General features: G+C 74.5%; 14 protein-coding genes and 1 riboswitch. Of the genes, 10 read left to right on the forward strand and 4 right to left on the reverse strand.

The annotated features are described in order from the left end of the window. Positions 1-39: 39 nt before the first annotated feature. From ACIPXB_RS16725 to ACIPXB_RS16735, 3 genes are all read left to right on the forward strand, one after another. Positions 40-648, forward strand: coding sequence for a TIGR03086 family metal-binding protein (locus ACIPXB_RS16725; RefSeq protein ID WP_401450005.1), 609 nt, complete (start codon positions 40-42; stop codon positions 646-648). A gap of 141 nt (positions 649-789) precedes the next feature. Further along, positions 790-2,007: an aminotransferase class I/II-fold pyridoxal phosphate-dependent enzyme gene (locus tag ACIPXB_RS16730; RefSeq protein ID WP_401450007.1), complete on the forward strand. Its 1,218-nt coding sequence runs from the start codon at positions 790-792 to the stop codon at positions 2,005-2,007. Between the two features lie 357 nt (positions 2,008-2,364). After that, positions 2,365-3,387, forward strand: a complete 1,023-nt coding sequence (locus ACIPXB_RS16735; protein WP_401450010.1) for an MBL fold metallo-hydrolase — start codon at positions 2,365-2,367, stop codon at positions 3,385-3,387. Positions 3,388-3,453: 66 nt separating this feature from the next. On the opposite strand, the gene ACIPXB_RS16740 is transcribed toward ACIPXB_RS16735, so the two are convergent. Beyond that, positions 3,454-4,068, reverse strand: coding sequence for a DedA family protein (locus ACIPXB_RS16740; protein ID WP_401450212.1), 615 nt, complete (start codon positions 4,066-4,068; stop codon positions 3,454-3,456). 17 nt (positions 4,069-4,085) lie between these two features. Next, the gene (locus ACIPXB_RS16745; RefSeq protein ID WP_401450012.1) at positions 4,086-4,862 is read right to left on the reverse strand and encodes an MBL fold metallo-hydrolase; all 777 of its coding nucleotides are present in this window, start codon (positions 4,860-4,862) and stop codon (positions 4,086-4,088) included. Positions 4,863-4,999: 137 nt separating this feature from the next. Here ACIPXB_RS16745 and ACIPXB_RS16750 point away from each other — a divergent pair, with 137 nt between their 5' ends. The 6 genes from ACIPXB_RS16750 (at position 5,000) to ACIPXB_RS16775 (ending at position 12,643) form a co-directional block, all read left to right on the forward strand. Beyond that, the gene (locus tag ACIPXB_RS16750; protein WP_401450014.1) at positions 5,000-5,404 is read left to right on the forward strand and encodes a hypothetical protein; all 405 of its coding nucleotides are present in this window, start codon (positions 5,000-5,002) and stop codon (positions 5,402-5,404) included. Positions 5,405-5,538: 134 nt separating this feature from the next. After that, the gene (locus ACIPXB_RS16755; RefSeq protein WP_401450017.1) at positions 5,539-7,659 is read left to right on the forward strand and encodes a phage holin family protein; all 2,121 of its coding nucleotides are present in this window, start codon (positions 5,539-5,541) and stop codon (positions 7,657-7,659) included. A gap of 78 nt (positions 7,660-7,737) precedes the next feature. Next, positions 7,738-9,135: an amino acid permease gene (locus ACIPXB_RS16760; protein ID WP_401450019.1), complete on the forward strand. Its 1,398-nt coding sequence runs from the start codon at positions 7,738-7,740 to the stop codon at positions 9,133-9,135. A gap of 84 nt (positions 9,136-9,219) precedes the next feature. Continuing rightward, entirely contained in the window at positions 9,220-9,588 is a 369-nt protein-coding gene (locus ACIPXB_RS16765; protein WP_401450021.1) for a YbjQ family protein, read from the forward strand. A gap of 152 nt (positions 9,589-9,740) precedes the next feature. Next, positions 9,741-10,802, forward strand: coding sequence for an ATP-binding protein (locus ACIPXB_RS16770; protein WP_401450024.1), 1,062 nt, complete (start codon positions 9,741-9,743; stop codon positions 10,800-10,802). Next, positions 10,799-12,643, forward strand: coding sequence for a hypothetical protein (locus tag ACIPXB_RS16775; protein ID WP_401450027.1), 1,845 nt, complete (start codon positions 10,799-10,801; stop codon positions 12,641-12,643). The genes ACIPXB_RS16770 and ACIPXB_RS16775 overlap by 4 nt, the downstream gene beginning before the upstream one ends. A gap of 11 nt (positions 12,644-12,654) precedes the next feature. Here ACIPXB_RS16775 and ACIPXB_RS16780 read toward each other — a convergent pair whose 3' ends face one another. Continuing rightward, positions 12,655-14,232: an RNA polymerase sigma factor gene (locus ACIPXB_RS16780; RefSeq protein ID WP_401450030.1), complete on the reverse strand. Its 1,578-nt coding sequence runs from the start codon at positions 14,230-14,232 to the stop codon at positions 12,655-12,657. Positions 14,233-14,435: 203 nt separating this feature from the next. Continuing rightward, positions 14,436-15,203, reverse strand: a complete 768-nt coding sequence (locus tag ACIPXB_RS16785) for a methyltransferase domain-containing protein (protein ID WP_401450032.1) — start codon at positions 15,201-15,203, stop codon at positions 14,436-14,438. 91 nt (positions 15,204-15,294) lie between these two features. Beyond that, a riboswitch (ZMP/ZTP riboswitch) is annotated at positions 15,295-15,410 on the forward strand. Between the two features lie 109 nt (positions 15,411-15,519). Here ACIPXB_RS16785 and ACIPXB_RS16790 point away from each other — a divergent pair. Beyond that, positions 15,520-16,371, forward strand: a complete 852-nt coding sequence (locus tag ACIPXB_RS16790) for a bifunctional 5,10-methylenetetrahydrofolate dehydrogenase/5,10-methenyltetrahydrofolate cyclohydrolase (RefSeq protein ID WP_401450214.1) — start codon at positions 15,520-15,522, stop codon at positions 16,369-16,371. Positions 16,372-16,487: the final 116 nt, after the last annotated feature.

The raw sequence follows: 16,487 nt of genomic DNA on the forward strand, positions 1-16,487 counted from the left end.
CCAGGGGGATGGCTGTGATGCGAGAGGATGGTGGGATCCGTGGGAGACGCCACTCGGGACCTGCAGGCCCCGCTGGACCCGGCCGCGCTGCTCGCCTGCCACGCGGAGGCGCTGCGCCTCTTCGGTGAGCACGTGCACGCGGTCGCCGACGACCAGTGGGACGGGCCGACCCCCTGTACCGACTGGACCGTGCGGGACCTGGTCAACCACGTCACCGGCGAGCAGGCCTGGGTGCCGCCGCTGGCCGGCGAGGGCCGCACCGTCGAGGACGTCGGCGACGCGCTCTCCGGCGACCTCCTCGGCGACGCCCCGGCCGCCGCCTGGGACAAGGCCGCGGCCGCCGCCCACGCCACCTTCGAGGCGCCCGGCACGCTGGCCCGGACGGTCGGCCTCAGCTACGGGCCCACGCCCGGCGCCGCATACTGCTCCGAGCTGACGACCGACTGCGTCGTCCACACCTGGGACCTGGCGCGGGCCATCGGCGCGGACGACCGGCTGCCGGACCGGCTGGTGGAGTTCGCGCTCCGGCAGGTCACGCCGTACGCCGACGCCCTCGCCGCCAGCGGCATGTTCGACGCCCCGGTGGAGGTGCCGGCCGACGCGGACCCGCAGACGCGGCTGCTCGCGCTGACGGGCCGGCGGCGCTGACATCCGGCGGTCCGGACGTGAGCGGACGTCCATAAGGGGCGAGTCCGTCTCATCACCCTTATAAAGGGCAGGGAGAGAGGGTGTGGTGCCGCGGGCCGGGGCCCGTGGCGCGTAGATCACAGGACGAGGGCGGTGGCGGGGATGCAGCGCACGGCGCCCGAGGGGCGCGGACCGGTCCGGTACGGTCCGCCCGCGCCGGAGCCGGGCCTGCCGGTGCTGCCCGGACTGACCGCCGTACTCGCCGCGGCCGCCGACCGCTCCGCGCCCGAACCGCCCGGCGGCGGCCCGCCCGTACGCGAGGCCGCCTGCCGCTACTGGCGTTCTCGGGGGCTGCCGACCGATCCCGAGAACGTCGCCGCCGGCCCCGGCGCGCCGTCCCTGCTGCTCGCCCTCATCGGCGCGTACGGCGGTGACGTGATGCTGCCCCGCCCCTGTCCCGCCTGGTGGACGCCGCAGGTCCGGCTGCTGGGACGGCGCGCCTACCACGTGCCGACGCCCGCCGAGTGCGGGGGCGTGCCGGACCCGTACGCGCTGCTGGAAACCGTACGGCGGGTGCGCGCCGAGGGCGGCGATCCGCGGGTGCTGCTGCTGTCCGTGGCCGACGACCCGACCGCCACCGTGCCCCCGCCGGAACTGATGCGGGAGGCGTGCGAGGCCGCGCAGTCGGCGGGCCTGTTCGTGGTCAGCGACGAGACCTGGCGGGACACCGTGCACCGGCCGCACCAGACCCTGGTGCTCAGCCCCGCCGAGATGCTGCCCGAGCACACGGCCGTGCTCGTCGACCTGTCGGGCGCGCTGCTGCCGGGCGGCTGGCCCGCGGCGGTGCTGCGGCTGCCCGACACCCCGCGGGGCACCTGGCTGCGGGCCCGCACCCTCGACGTGCTGACCGCCACCGGCGCGCAGGCCGCGGGCCCGGTCGCGGGGGCCGCCGCGTACGCCCTCGACGAGCCGGAGGAGGTCGCGGCCCGGGCGATCGCCGCGGCCCGGCTGCACGGTGTGGTGGCCGCCGCCGTCCACCGGGAACTGCTGGCCGCCGGCGCCCTGGCCCGGCCGCCGCGGGCGGGCCGCCACGTGTACGCCGACCTCACCCCGCTGCGCGCCGGCCTGGCCCGCCACGGTGTCGGCGACGCGATGGAGCTGGAGGACCACCTCGGTGGCCGGCTGGGCGCCCCGGCCCCCGGCGGCCAGCGCTTCGCGGACGAACTGGGCGCCCTGCGCGTACGGCTGTCCACCGGACCGCTGCTGGGCGCCACCCCGGAGGAACGCCTGGCCGCCCTCACCTCCCGTGACCCGCTGGGGCTCCCGCACGTACGGCGCTCCCTGGACGCCCTCGCCGCGGTGCTCGCCGACCTGATGTGACGACGCCGAACGGAGACCGCGATGAGGGACCAGACGGCCGCCCGCCCACCCGCCACCTCCCCGCCCGACCCCGCCCCCCACCCGAGCCCCCCGGGCCCGCCCCCGGACCAGGCGTCGGCCCCGGACCAGGCGTCGGCCCAAACCCCGGCCCCGGCCCCGAACCTGGCGTCGGCTCAGGGGCCGGCTCAGGGCTCAGCCGAGGCCGCCGACCCGGCGTCCGCCCGGGCGCACGCTGTGGCCTCGGATCCGGGCCCCGTCCGTACCGGGGGACCGGTCCCGGCACGTGAGCCGGCCACCGCCGGAGGCCCGGTGCCGGCGCGTGCCCCGGCCACCGCCGGCGGTCCGGGGCGTGCCGTGATGCCGGGGCATGCCCCGGACGCGGGGGGTGGCCGTACCGACGGCGGGGCGGGGGGTGCCGTGCCGCGGGCGCTCGGGGAGCATCGGGTGTGGCCGCGGTCGTTCGCCGACCGGCTGACCGCGCCGCTGCCCGGAGTGCGGGCGTTCGCACGGCTGGCCCGCGAAGGGGCCTTCCGGCCGGCGCCCGAGGGGCTGCACGGCATCCCCGACCTGCCCTGGGAGCCGGGCCCGCTGCCCGCCGCCGGGCCCGGCACGGTGGCCGTCACCTGGGCCGGGCACGCCAGCTGGGTGCTGCGCGTCGGCGGGCTGACCGTGCTCACCGACCCGGTCTGGTCCCGGCGGATCCTCGGCACGCCGGCCCGGATGACCCCCGTCGGGGTCCGCTGGGAGGACCTGCCGCCCGTCGACGCCGTCGTCATCAGCCACAACCACTACGACCACCTCGACGCGCCCACCCTCAAACGGCTGCCCCGCCACACCCCCCTCTTCGTCCCGGCGGGCCTGGGCCGCTGGTGCCGGCGGCGCGGATTCGGCACGGTCACCGAGCTCGACTGGTGGGAGGCCGCGGAACTGGGCGGCGTACGCTTCGACTTCGTCCCCGCCCACCACTGGTCCAAGCGGTCCCTCCTCGACACCTGCCGGAGCCTGTGGGGCGGCTGGGTGCTCACCGACACCCGGGACAGCGCCCGCAGATCGGTGTACTTCGCCGGGGACACCGGTTACGGCCACTGGTTCACCGAGATCGGCCGCCGCCACCCCGGTATCGACCTGGCCCTGCTGCCCATCGGCGCCTACGCGCCCCGCTGGTGGCTGCGCGACGTCCACGCCGACCCGGAGGAGGCCGTCCGGGCCTGCCTCGACCTCGGGGCCCGCCGGATGGCCCCCATGCACTGGGCCACCTTCGTGCTCTCCGCCGAGCCGGTCATGGAACCGCTGCACCGCGTACGCGCCGCCTGGGCCCGCGCGGGCCTGCCGCGCGAGGACCTGTGGGACCTCCCGATCGGCGCCTCGGCCACCCTGTAGCCCACGATCCGGCGTTTCGCGTGGTCGCGGGCGGAACGGAACGGACGGGACCGGACCGGACCGGTCCTACACGTCGCCTTCCCGCGGGGACCGCCGTACCCGGCGCCACAGGGCCGGCGCCGCGCTGATCAGCAGGGCCAGGGCCACCGCCAGCGCGACGCCCTTCCAGGGCTCCGCGAACAGCGAGCCGCCCAGGATGCCGATCAAGGCGTACGTCGCCGCCCACGCCAGCGAGGCGGGCGCGGCCCCGCGGGCGAAGCGGCGAAGAGGCATCCGGGCCAGCAGACAGGCCAGCATCACCGGGATCCGGCCCGCCGGAACCAGCCGGGACAGCACCAGGACCTGCACGCCGTGCTCGTCGAGCCTGGCCTGTGCCTGGGCCAGCCGTTCCGGGGTGGCCCGCCCGCGCAGCCGGGCCAGCCAGCGCGAACCGCCCCGCGACCCGACGCCGCGCTGCCCCAGCCAGTACAGCGCGATGTCACCGGTGAACGCCGCGAGGGCCGCCACCACGAACACCAGCAGCGGCCCGAACGGCAGCGCGTGGTGGAAGGCCACCACCGCCGCCGAACTCACCAGCGCCCCCGTCGGAATCACCGGCACCAGCGCCCCCAGGGCCACCAGCACGAACAGCGCCGGGTAGCCCACCGCCTGCTGGGTCGACTCCGGCGGCACCTGCTGCATCGCCTCCCGCAGCAGCGTCACGGCACCCGTACCCGCTCGCCGTGCCCCGGTACCCGTACCGCCACCTTCGGCGCGAGCCGCGCCGCCAGCCGTTCGAACTCCGGGCCCGGGGCATGGAACTCGTGCGGCCGCACCGCGTCCATCCCGATCGGCCAGAACGTCCCGTAGTGCACCGGAACCGCCGCGGCCGGCGCCAGCCGGGCCAGCGCCTGCGCCGCCCGCCCCGCGTCCAGGTGCCCGGGACCCAGGTACGGGCCCCAGCCGCCCACCGGCAGCAACGCCACGTCCACCGGGCCGACCTCCCGCGCCATCGTGTCGAACAGCCCGGTGTCCCCGGCGAAGTACGTACGGGCCGCGCCCTTGACGACGTACCCGAGCGCCGGCGCCAGATGCGGGCCGAACGGCAGGCGGCGCCCGTCGTGGCGCGCGCTCACCGCGCGCACCCGTACGCCCTCCCGCACCACGATCTCCTCCCCGGGCGCCACCTCCGTCACCGGCAGCCGCCGCACCCCGGCCAGTCGCGCCAGCCCCGGTACCGCCCGGCGCGCCCCGCGCGGCACCACCAGCCGGGTGCCCGGCGCGAGCGCCGCCAGCGAGGGCAGGTGCAGGTGATCGGCGTGCAGGTGCGACACGAGCACCACGTCCGCGACGGAGGCCTCCGGCGGAGGCGGTGCGCCGCGGCGGCGCCGCAGGTGCACCAGCCGGCGGGCGAACAGCGGATCGGTCAGCAGCCGTACCCCGGAGTCCTCGACCGTGCACGTGGCATGACCCCACCAGGTGATCTCCACCGGCACGCGGCCCTCCCTCCCTGCGGACCTCCACCGCCGTGGGGGTCATCTTCGAGACTAGGCCTTGTCCGGCCGTTCCGGCGGCCCGTCGTGGCCGACGGCCCCCTCCTCGGGGGCCACGGATCGGAGTAGGGTCGGGCGGCATGGATGAGCTGCGCGTGGCCGCTATCGCCAGCCTGGCCCCGCTCGAGGAACTGGACGCCGACCCCTTCGTCGTGGACACCCGCAGCCAGCACGCGATGTGCGACCGCTGGGCGGCGGACCAGGGCTACGTGGTGACCCGGCAGCTGCTCTTCCTGGGGCTGCGCGCCGACCACTTCGGACTGTGGCGCGATGTCGACGACGGCCGGGTCGACCTGTTCGTCGCACCCAACCACCGGGTCCTGCGGCGCGCGCTGCGCTCGGTCGAGGAATTCACCGCCGAGTGCGCGCGGCGCGGCGTACGGCTGGAGACGGCCGGGATCGACGAGCCGAGCTACACCTCCGCCATGAAGGCCGAGGTGCACCGCAGGCTGTCCATGCCGACCGCCGGCTACGACGGCACGTAGCCGGAGCCCGAGCCCGGCACACCGGCGGCGCGCCCGGCACCGCGCCCCGCACCCCTGTGCGCCGCCCGGCCCGCCGCATCGCCCTGTGCGACGCTGGGAAAGATCCGGGAGGGGCGGCGGAGGGCGGGTGCGGCGTGCTGCGAGGACGATGGCGGAGTGCGGGCGGCGCCCTGGTGCGGGTCACCATCGTCTGGGCGGTGTCCACCCTGACCATGCTCGCGCTGGCCGGCATCCTGCCCGACTTCCGCCTGCAGTCCCACGACGGCGAGAGCCTCACCCGGGTCGGCCTCACCGCCGCCTGGGGCGCCGGAGCCTTCGGTCTGCTCAGCGCCCTGGTCTGGCCGGTCGTGGTGCGGGCCCTGCTGCTGGTGCCGGCCCTGGTCCTGGGCCTGCTGGTGTTCTTCCTCAACGGCTCGCTGCTGCTCCTCGCCCTCCACCTGATCCCGGCCGGGTACGGCCAGGTCGCCCCGCAGACCGCGGTGGTGGTCGCCGCGGTGATGTCGGCGGTCGCCTCCGCCACCTCCACCGCCCTCGCCGTGCGCGACGACGAGGCGTACCGCAGGCGCCTGTACCGGCTCGCCGACCGCAGACGCCGCCGCCACCGGCGCGCGGACGCCGCCGGGCCGGGCGCCGCCGCCCCCGGCATCGTCTTCGTCCAGCTCGACGGCGTCGGCTACGAGGTGCTGTGCCGCGCCGCGCGCACCGGCCTGATGCCCACGGTGGCCCGCTGGCTGGACCGCAGCCACCGGGTGGTGTCCTGGCGGACCGACTGGTCCAGCCAGACCGGCTCCAGCCAGCTCGGCATCCTGCACGGCTCGAACTTCGACGTCCCCGCCTTCCGCTGGTACGAGAAGGAGAGCGGCGAGGTGGTCGTCTGCAACCGGCCCACCAGCGCCGCCGAACTCCAGCGGCGCGCGATCGCCCGGACCGCCGACGGCGGACTGCTCACCCACGACGGCGCCAGCCGCGGCAACCTGTTCAGCGGCGGCGCCGACCAACTGGCCCTGGTGCTGTCGGTCGCGGCCCGCCGGGGGCGGGCCAACCGGTCCCGGGCGGGCTACTTCGCGTACTTCTCCGACCCGGCCAACGCCGTGCGCACCGCCCTGTCCCTGGTGGCGGAGGTGGGCCGCGAGACGGTCCAGTCGGTGCGGGCCCGGCTGCGCGGGGACCGGCCCCGGGTGGCGCGCGGCGGGCTGTACCCGTTCGTCCGGGCGTTCGCCACCGTCGTGGAGCGTGACGTCGTGGTCGCGGCGGTGATCGGTGACATGCTCGCGGGCCGCGCCGCCGTCTACGCCGACCTGGTCGCCTACGACGAGGTCGCCCACCACTCCGGGCCGCACGGCCACGACACCGACCAGGTGCTGCACCGGCTGGACCGCAGCCTCGCGCTGCTCGCCCGGGTCGCCGAGCACGCGCCCCGCCCGTACCGGATCGTGCTGCTGTCCGACCACGGCCAGAGCCCGGGGGAGACCTTCCTGGGGCGGTACGGGCTCACGCTGAAGGACCTGGTCCGGGCCGGCTGCGGGCTGCCCGTGTCACGCCGGGCGGGCCGCACGCGCAGCGGCGCGGAGGCGCGTACGGCCGTACGGGCGGCCCTGCACCGCCCGGTGGAGGAGGGCGAGGACGAGGACGGGGCACGGGCGGGCCGCGGCTCGGACCCGGTGGTCCTGGCCTCCGGGAACCTGGCCCTGATCTCCTTTCCCGACGCGCCCGGCCGGGCGACGCGGGAGTGGATCGAGACCGCCCACCCGGCGCTGCTGGCGACCCTGGCCAACCACCCCGGCGTCGGCTTCCTGCTGGTGGACGGGGTGCTGCTGGGGCCGGACGGGGCGCAGGCGCGGCTGGACGCGCCGGGCGAGGCGGAGGAACTGCTGGCGGTGTACGGGCCGGGCGCGGCCGGGACGGTACGGCGGACGGACACGTTCCCGCACGTCGCCGACGTCATGGTGAACTCGGCGTACGACCCGCGCACCGGCGCCGTGCACGCCTTCGAGGAGCAGATCGGCTCGCACGGCGGGCTCGGCGGGGAGCAGTGCCGCCCCTTCCTGATGTGGCCCGTGGAGCTGTCCGCGCCGCCGCGGGGGCTGGTGGGGGCGGAGGCGGTGCACCGGGTGCTGCGGCGCTGGCTGCGGGAGGCGGACGGGCCGCAGGTGCCCCTTGCAGCGCACGGTGCGGTGGAGGATCGGCGGCCGGAGGGGCCCGGCGGCGGAACCTTTCCTTCCGCAGGGGTGTCCGCGCAGGACGAAAACCATTGATTTGGTGGGACTTTCCCGGTGGCCGACCATATGTCGACCTGCCCAGCATGTGAGACACCGTAAGGCGACGCACCACCGATGACCACGCACGCAGCACCACCCCGCGCCGAGGCGCCCGCCGCAGCCACGCCCGAGCCGGAGACCGGCCCGGAGGGCAGCCCGCACGCCCGCCGCTTCGGCCTGCCGGTCGCGACCTGCCTGGTCATGGGCAACATCATCGGCGGCGGCATCTTCCTGCTGCCCGCCTCGGTCGCCCCCTTCGGCACCATCAGCCTGGTCGCCTTCGGCGTGCTGACGGCCGGCGCGATAGCCCTGGCCCTGGTCTTCGGGCGGCTCGCCGAGCGCCACCCGCAGACCGGCGGGCCGTACGTCTACGCGCGCGCCGCCTTCGGCGACTTCGCGGGCTTCCTGGCCGCCTGGAGCTACTGGATCACGGCCTGGGTGTCCAACGCGGCCCTCGCCGTCGCCGCCGTCGGCTACCTCGCCGTCCTCTTCCCGGCGGTCGGTGAGCACAAGCTGTCGATGTGCCTGGCCGCGCTGGCCGTCCAGTGGCTGCCGGCGCTCGCCAACCTCGCGGGCACGCGCTACGTGGGCGCGGTGCAACTCGTCGCCACCGTGCTGAAGTTCGCACCGCTGCTGCTGGTCGCGGTGGGCGGACTGTTCTTCTTCGACCCGGCCAACCTCGGCCCGTACCGGGCCGGCGACTCCAGCGCGATGGGCGCGGTCTCGGCCGCGGCGGCCATCCTCCTCTTCAGCTACCTGGGCGTGGAGTCGGCGGCGGTCAGCGCCGGGGAGGTCCGCGACCCCGCCCGCAACGTGGGCCGGGCCACCATCCTCGGCACGGTCGGCGCGGCCGCCGTGTACCTGCTGGGCACGGTCTCGGTGTTCGGGCTGGTGGCGCACGACACGCTGGTGAACTCCACGGCGCCGTTCACGGACGCGGTGAACGCCATGTTCGGCGGCACCTGGGGCGGCACGGTGGTCGCCGTCGCCGCCGTGATCTCGATGCTGGGCGCGCTCAACGGCTGGACACTGCTGAGCGCCCAGACCCCGTACGCCGCCGCCCGTGACGGGCTCTTCCCGAAGGTCTTCGAGACCAAGCGGCGCGGGGTCCCGGTCGTGGGCGTCATCGTGACCGTCGTGCTGGCCTCCGCCCTGACGGTCTACAACTACACGGCCGGCTCGAAGGGCGTCTTCGAGATCCTGGTCCTGGTCACGACGTTCACGGCGACGGTGCCGTACCTGCTGTCCACGGCCGCGCAGATCTACTTCCTGGCCTCGGGGCGCGCGGACCGGGTCGACCGCGGCCGCCTCGTGCGCGACGCGGTCCTGGCCTGCCTGGCCTTCGGGTTCTCGATGTGGCTGGTCGCCGGTTCCGGCTACGCGGCCGTCTACCAGGGCGTGCTGTTCCTCTTCGCGGGCGTGCTGGTGTACGCGGTGATGTCGGCCCGCAGGCAGCGCCGGGCCACGGTCTGACCCACGCCGGGTGCCGCCCCGGGATGCGGGCGCGCGTCTGCCCCCGGGATGCGGGCGCGCGCCTCTGCCCCGAGGGTGGGTGCCATGAGCATCGACGACTACGGCGGCGGCCCCGGCCCCCAGGCGGGCGTCCTCGTCGTGACCACCAACGACGTCCCCGGCCACCGCGTCCAGCAGGTCATCGGCGAGGTCTTCGGCCTCACGGTCCGCTCCCGCCACCTGGGCAGCCAGATCGGCGCGGGCCTGAAGTCCATGATCGGCGGGGAGCTGAAGGGCCTGACCAAGACCCTGGTCCAGACCCGCAACCAGGCGATGGAACGGCTCATCGAGCACGCGCGCGCCCGGGGAGCGAACGCCGTTCTGATGATGCGCTTCGACGTCACGGACGCGGCGGACGTCGGCACGGAGGTCTGCGCCTACGGCACGGCGGTGGTCCTGGTCCCGGAGCCGTAGCGACGGGGCCGGACCGGAGTGGCCGGGGCGGCGGGGCGGCCGGGGCGAGGCTGTCGATGGCCCCGGGCGGTGCGTTATTCGCGTGCGCCCGGGGCCCGGCCCGGCCCAGACTGTGCGGGCCGGATCCACCGACCCCGAGGACGTTCCCACCCGTGCAGGCTGCTGTCACCGTCACCCCCGCCCAGATCCCCGAACTGCTCCTCGGCCTCGCCACCGTGCGGCCCGTGTTCCTGTGGGGCGCGCCCGGCATCGGGAAGTCGTCCCTGGTGCGGAGGTTCGCCGATTCGCTCGGCCTGGAGTGCGTCAGCCTGCTCGGGACGCAGCTCGCGCCCGAGGACCTCATGGGCGTGCCGCAGATCCGCGACGGCCGGTCGGTGTTCTGCCCGCCGGAGGCGATCGCGCGCGACGAGCCGTACTGCCTCTTCCTCGACGAGCTCAACGCCGCGACCCCCGACGTGCAGAAGGCCTTCTACTCCCTGATCCTGGACCGCCGGATCGGCGCCTACGAGCTTCCCGAGGGCTCCATCGTCATCGGCGCCGGCAACCGGGCCACCGACAACGCCCTGGCCCGCCCCATCGCCTCCGCCCTCGTCAACCGCCTCACCCACGTCCACCTCCGGGCGAGTGCCGCGGACTGGATGGTCTGGGCCGGCGAGGCCGGCATCCACCCCTGGATCACCGACTACCTCACCGACCGCCCCGACCACCTCTGGTCACAGCCGCCCAAGACCGAGGAGCCGTTCTCCACACCGCGCTCCTGGCACATGCTCTCCGACGCGCTGCACTCCTTCGGGCCCGCCCTCGACGAGCCGACCCTGAAGGTCCTTGCGCACGGCACGCTCACGCCCGCCCACGCCGTCTCCTTCTGCGGCTACGCCAAGATCGTCCGGCACAGCTTCGGCATTGAGGCGATCATCAAGGGCGACGCCTCCTGGCCCACCCGCCCGGCCGACCGCGACCTGCTCTACTACCTGGCCGAGGCCTTCCGCGGCCGGCTGGTCAAGGAGCTCCCCGACCGCAAGGAGCACGTCTCGCCCGCCATGCGGCAGACCGCCTACCGGGCCAAGTCGCTGCTGGTCCAGCTCGCCGAGATCTCCGTCGAGGTCGCCCAGACCGTCATCGCCGACGACGCCGACGGGCAGCCGGTGCTGCCCGCCTGGTTCCTGGTGGAGGCCGCCCGCGACATGCCGCGCCTGGTCGAGGCCCGCCGGTGACGACGACCGGCGGAAAGGGCCGCAAGGGGGCCAAGAGCGGCAAGGGAGCCAAGGGCGGCAAGCACGGCCAGCACACCAAGCCCGATCCGGCCGCGGAGGCGTACGCGGCCGGGCGGGCCAAGGTGCGCCAGAACCCGGCCTTCGCCGCCCTGGAGCAGGAGTTCTGCCGCAGCGACGAGTGCGGCCTGTGCCCCCGTACCGGCCTCGTCGTGATCGATTCCAACGGGGTCCTGCACGCCCACCCCACCCGCCTCGCCGAGCCCGCGGAGTGGGCCTGGGCCCTCGCCCACGGCCTGCTCCACCTCGGCTTCGGCCACGTCCCCGCCGCCACCGCGGACGACCGGGAGCAGCCCGACGAGCACGACCTCGCGGCCCGCTGCGTGGTCGTCAACCGCTTCCTGCAGACCGTTCCGATCGGCCACACCCCCGAACACCTGCCCGCCGGCTACCCCGGCGGCGACGAGGAGCAGCTGGCCACCCGCTGGCGCCGCGACGGCCTGCCCGCCGCCTACCGCCACTGCGGTACGGCCGGCACCGGCCCGGACCAGTACCTGCGCCCCTGGCGGCACTGGAACGACCCGGCCCCCGACTGGCAGACCGCCTTCGCCGCCGCTCTCACCCGCAGCGTCTCCGCCGCGATGGACACCGCCGGCGGCCGAGAGCCCGGGACCCTCCGCCGGCCCTGGGACCTGGCGCTGAACTGGTTCATCTCCGCGTACCCGCTGCTCGGCGGCCTCGCGGCCGGCCTGACCGTCGTCGCCGACGCCGAGCTGTCCCGCGCCCGGGGCATCTCCATCGCCGCCGTCTCCGCCCGCGCCGGCGAGATCTACATCAACCCGCTGCGCACCTTCACCGACGAGCAGTGGCGCTTCATCCTGGCCCACGAGATGCTGCACGCCGCCCTGCGCCACGGCGAGCGCCGCGGCCCGCGCGACCCGTTCCTGCACAACGTCGCCGCCGACTACGTCGTCAACGGCTGGCTGGTGGAGATGGCCGTCGGCGAGATGCCCGAGGGGCTGCTGCACGACCCGCAGCTGCGCGGGCTCTCGGTCGAGGAGGTGTACGACCGGATCACCGCCGACCTGCGCCGGACGCGCCGGCTGGCCACCCTGTGCGGCAAGGGCGTCGGCGACATCCTCGGCGAGCCGCTGCCGCACGGCGCGGCCCGCCCGTACACCGACCTCGACGCGTTCTACCGGCGCGGCCTGGTCCAGGGCCTGGACCTGCACCGGGCCGGGGACCGCGGGCTGCTGCCCGCCGGGCTGGTCGAGGAGATCCGGGCGCTGGCCCATCCGCCCGTGCCGTGGGACGCGAAGCTGGCGCGCTGGTTCGACGAGTACGTCCCCCGGCCCGAGCCGGTACGGACCTACGGGCGGCCGGCGCGCCGGCAGGCCGCCACCCCGGACATCCCGCGCGCGGGCCGGTACTTCCCGCCGGAGGAGGTGGCGCGCTGCACCTTCGGCGTGGTGCTCGACACCTCCGGTTCGATGGACCGGGCCCTGCTGGGCAAGGCCCTGGGCGCCATCGCCTCGTACGCGGAAGCCCGCGACGTACCGGCCGCCCGCGTCGTGTTCTGCGACGCGGCGCCGTACGACGCGGGCTATCTGCCGCCGACCGAGATCGCCGGCCGGGTACGGGTGCGGGGTCGTGGCGGCACCGAGCTGCAGCCGGGCATCGACCTGCTCCAGCGGGCGGAGGACTTCCCGCCCGGAGCTCCGGTCCTGGTGATCACGGACGGGTGGTGCGACACCCTGCGGATCAGGCGCGAGCACGCCTTCCTGATCCCGCAGGGTGCCTCCCTGCCGTTCACACCGGTGGGCCCGGTGTTCCGCCTGGCCTGACCGCGTACCTCTCAGTCGAGGTAGTCGCGCAGGACCTGCGAACGCGACGGGTGGCGCAGCTTCGACATGGTCTTGGACTCGATCTGCCGGATCCGCTCACGCGTGACGCCGTACACGCGGCCGATCTCGTCCAGGGTCTTCGGCTGGCCGTCGTTCAGGCCGTACCGCATGGACACGACACCCGCCTCGCGCTCGGAGAGCGTGCCCAGGATCGACTGGAGCTGCTCCTGGAGGAAGGTGAAGGAGACCGCGTCCGCCGGGACGACCGCCTCGGAGTCCTCGATGAGGTCACCGAACTCGCTGTCGCCCTCCTCACCCAGGGGGGTGTGCAGGGAGATCGGCTCACGGCCGTACTTCTGGACCTCGATGACCTTCTCCGGGGTCATGTCGAGCTCCTTGCCCAGCTCCTCCGGAGTGGGCTCCCGGCCGAGGTCCTGGAGCATCTGGCGCTGCACACGGGCGAGCTTGTTGATGATCTCGACCATGTGGACGGGGATACGGATCGTGCGCGACTGGTCGGCCATGGCACGCGTGATCGCCTGCCGGATCCACCAGGTCGCGTACGTGGAGAACTTGAAGCCCTTGGTGTAGTCGAACTTCTCCACGGCGCGGATCAGGCCGACGTTGCCCTCCTGGATCAGGTCCAGGAAGAGCATGCCGCGGCCCGTGTAGCGCTTGGCGAGCGAGACCACGAGCCGGAGGTTGGCCTCCAGCAGGTGGTTCTTGGCGCGCCGGCCGTCCTCGACCAGGATCTCCAGCTCGCGGCGGTAGGCCGGCTTGTGGTCGTCCTCCTCCTCGAGCTTGTACTCGGAGAACAGGCCCGCCTCGATGCGCTTGGCGAGCTCGACCTCCTGCTCGGCGTTGAGCAGCGGCACCTTGCCGATGAGCTTGAGGTAGTCCTTGACCGGGTCGGCGGTGGCGCCGGCGACCATGACGGTCTGGGCCGGAGCGTCGTCGTCGTCCTCGTCGGACAGCACGAAGCCCTGGGTGCCGGCCTTGGCGGTGTCCTCCTCCGGCTCGTCGGCGAGGTCCTCGAACAGGTCGTCGCCCTCGAGCTCCGGGTTCTCACCGGCTTCGGCGTCGTCCTTGGCGCTGGTCTTCTTCGCCGCCGTCTTCTTGGTGGCGGTCTTCTTCGCGGCGGTCTTCTTGACCGTCCGCTTCTTGGGCTCGGCGACGGCGGCCGTCTCGTCCTCGGTGGCCGCGGCGGTCGAGGGGGCAGGAGCGGATATCGCGGCAGCGGTGGCGGGCACCGCGGCCGCGGTCTTGCGCGCGCCGATGGGGCGCGGCGCGGCCGCCGCCTTCTTGGTCACCGTACGAGCCGGGGCCGCCGCCTTGCGGGGCTTCTTGGCGGCGGTCTTCGTGGCCGGGGCGGCGCTGACGTGCAGCGCCACGCCCTCCTCGTCCAGGACCTGGTTCAGGCTGCGCAGGACCCGCTTCCACTGGTCCACCGGGATGCGACCGGCCTCGAAGGCCTGGCGCACGTCGTCACCGTTGATGTGACCCTGCTCGCGGCCGCGCTCGACAAGAGCGACCAGGGCCTCGGATTCGGCGATCTCCGGAGGGAACGTACGGGACGGGCTGAGCGACACAAGGAGCCTCTCGTTGCGAACAGATAAATGGCGGGCGGGACATCATCGCGCGTCCCAGCGGAAACAGGCCCGACGGGGTCGGTATTCCGGCGGCGCGCGAAGACACCTGTCGGTTCATCGCATGCCCGAGTCGATTCGTTACGCACTGAATTGAGTGACCTGCGCCACGCTGTCGAGACGCAACCGATGTCCAGTCTCCTCCATCATCCCGTTTTACGGGCCTCGATGAGGAAGCGGGCGGTGTGCGCGACGAACGGACCCTGCCGTTCGATCTGTTCGTGCAGCTCCCGCAGCCGGTCCCGGTAGTGGCCGACCGTGAAGCCCGGAACCATCCAGATCACCTTCCGCAGGAAATAGATCACGGCCCCGATGTCGCCGAACTCCGTCCGCAGCCGTTCCGAGCGCAGGTCCACCACCTCCAGGCCGGCCCGGGCGGCGTCGGCGGCCGCGTCGTCGGGGTGCCGGGCCCGCCGGACCTCCTCGGGCTGCGGGCCCAGGAAGTACTCGACGAGCTCGAAGACGCTCGCCGGCCCGACCTGCTGCGAGAAGTAGGTGCCGCCGGGCTTGAGGACCCGGGCGATCTCCTCCCACCAGATGGTCACCGGATGGCGGCTGGTGACCAGGTCGAAGGCCGCGTCGCCGAAGGGCAGCGGCGGCTCGTCGGTGTCCGCGACGACGACCGCGCCCAGCGGGTGCAGCAGCCGGGTCGCCCGGTCGACGTTCGGGGGCCAGGACTCGGTGGCCGCCATCAGCGGCGGCCCGCCCGCGCCGATCGCACCGGCGAGGACCTCGCCCCCGCCGGTCTGGATGTCCAGGGCCGCGCGCACGCCGGCGAGCTTCTGGCCCAGGAGGCGCTGGTAGCCCCAGGAGGGACGCTGCTCGCTGGCCCGGCCGTCCAGCCAGGAGAAGTCCCAGCCGTCCACCGAGACCGACTCGGCCTCGGCCACGAGATGGTCGAAAATGGGTGTCATGTCTTGATCGTCCCAGTTGGGGCGCGAGCTCTCCACCGGATAAGGCGGGCGGCCGGGTCCGGCCCGGGCCGGCCGGCGTCGACTACAGTGGGCAGCGGGCCGTGACTGGCGCTTGGGTGGATCACCACCGGGGAGCGGCCCGGCGTACTCGGAGGTACCTCGCGTAACCCCGGGTGACGTCCACTGCCGCGCGCCTGGGCGAACCGCTACCGCGAACCGCGATCCGCAGCGACGTTCAGGAGATCCCGTGACGACTGCCCAGACGACTGCCCAGACGACCGCTCAGGCCACCCCCGCCGCCACCCCTTCCGCCCGCATGATGGACGGCACCGCCGTCGCCCGCCGCATCAGCGAGCAGACGGCCCGCTACGCCGCCGCGCTCACCGCCCGCACCGGCACCGCGCCCTGCCTCGCGACCGTCCTGGTCGGCGAGGACCCGGCGTCCGTGACCTACGTACGGATGAAGCAGAACCGTTGCGCCAAGGCCGGCATCACCTCCCGCCACGTCGCCCTCCCGGCGGAGACGACGACGGAGGAGCTGGTCGCGGTGATCACCGGCCTCTCCGGGGACCCGGAGATCAGCGGCATCCTGCTCCAGCACCCGGTCCCGCACCACATCGACGAGCGCGCCGCCTTCGAGGCCATCGCCCCGGGCAAGGACGTCGACGGCGTCACCATGCACTCCTTCGCCGCGATGGGCTTCGGCCTGCCGGGCTTCGTCTCCTGCACCCCCGGCGGCATCATGCGCCTGCTGGAGGAGTACGACGTCGACCTCACCGGCAAGCACGCGGTCGTCGTCGGCCGCAGCGCGATCCTCGGCAAGCCGGCCGGCATGCTGCTCCTGGAGCAGAACGCCACCGTCACCTACTGCCACTCCCGCACCCAGGACCTCTCCTCCCTCGTGCGCCAGGCGGACGTCCTGGTCGCCGCCGTCGGCAAGGCCGAGTTCATCCGCGGCGAGGACATCAAGCCGGGCGCGGTCGTCCTGGACGCCGGCTACAACGAGGGCAACGTCGGCGACGTCCACTTCGCCTCGGCCGCCGAACGCGCCTCCCTGATCACCCCGGTCCCGGGCGGCGTCGGCCCCATGACCATCGCGGTCCTCCTGGAACAGACGGTCCAGGCCGCCGCCACCCAGGCGGGCCTCGCCCTGTCGGACCTGCTCTGACACCTCATGTGACGTGATCCGACGCCCCCGGCCGGTCCCGGCCCGGGGGCGTCGGCGTTTCCGCGTGCCCCGGGGGTGCGGCATCCTGGCGGCTCGGGGAGAGCGGGCACGGTGGG

This window comes from Streptomyces sp. NPDC090022 (genome assembly GCF_044748145.1).
Lineage (GTDB): Bacteria > Actinomycetota > Actinomycetes > Streptomycetales > Streptomycetaceae > Streptomyces.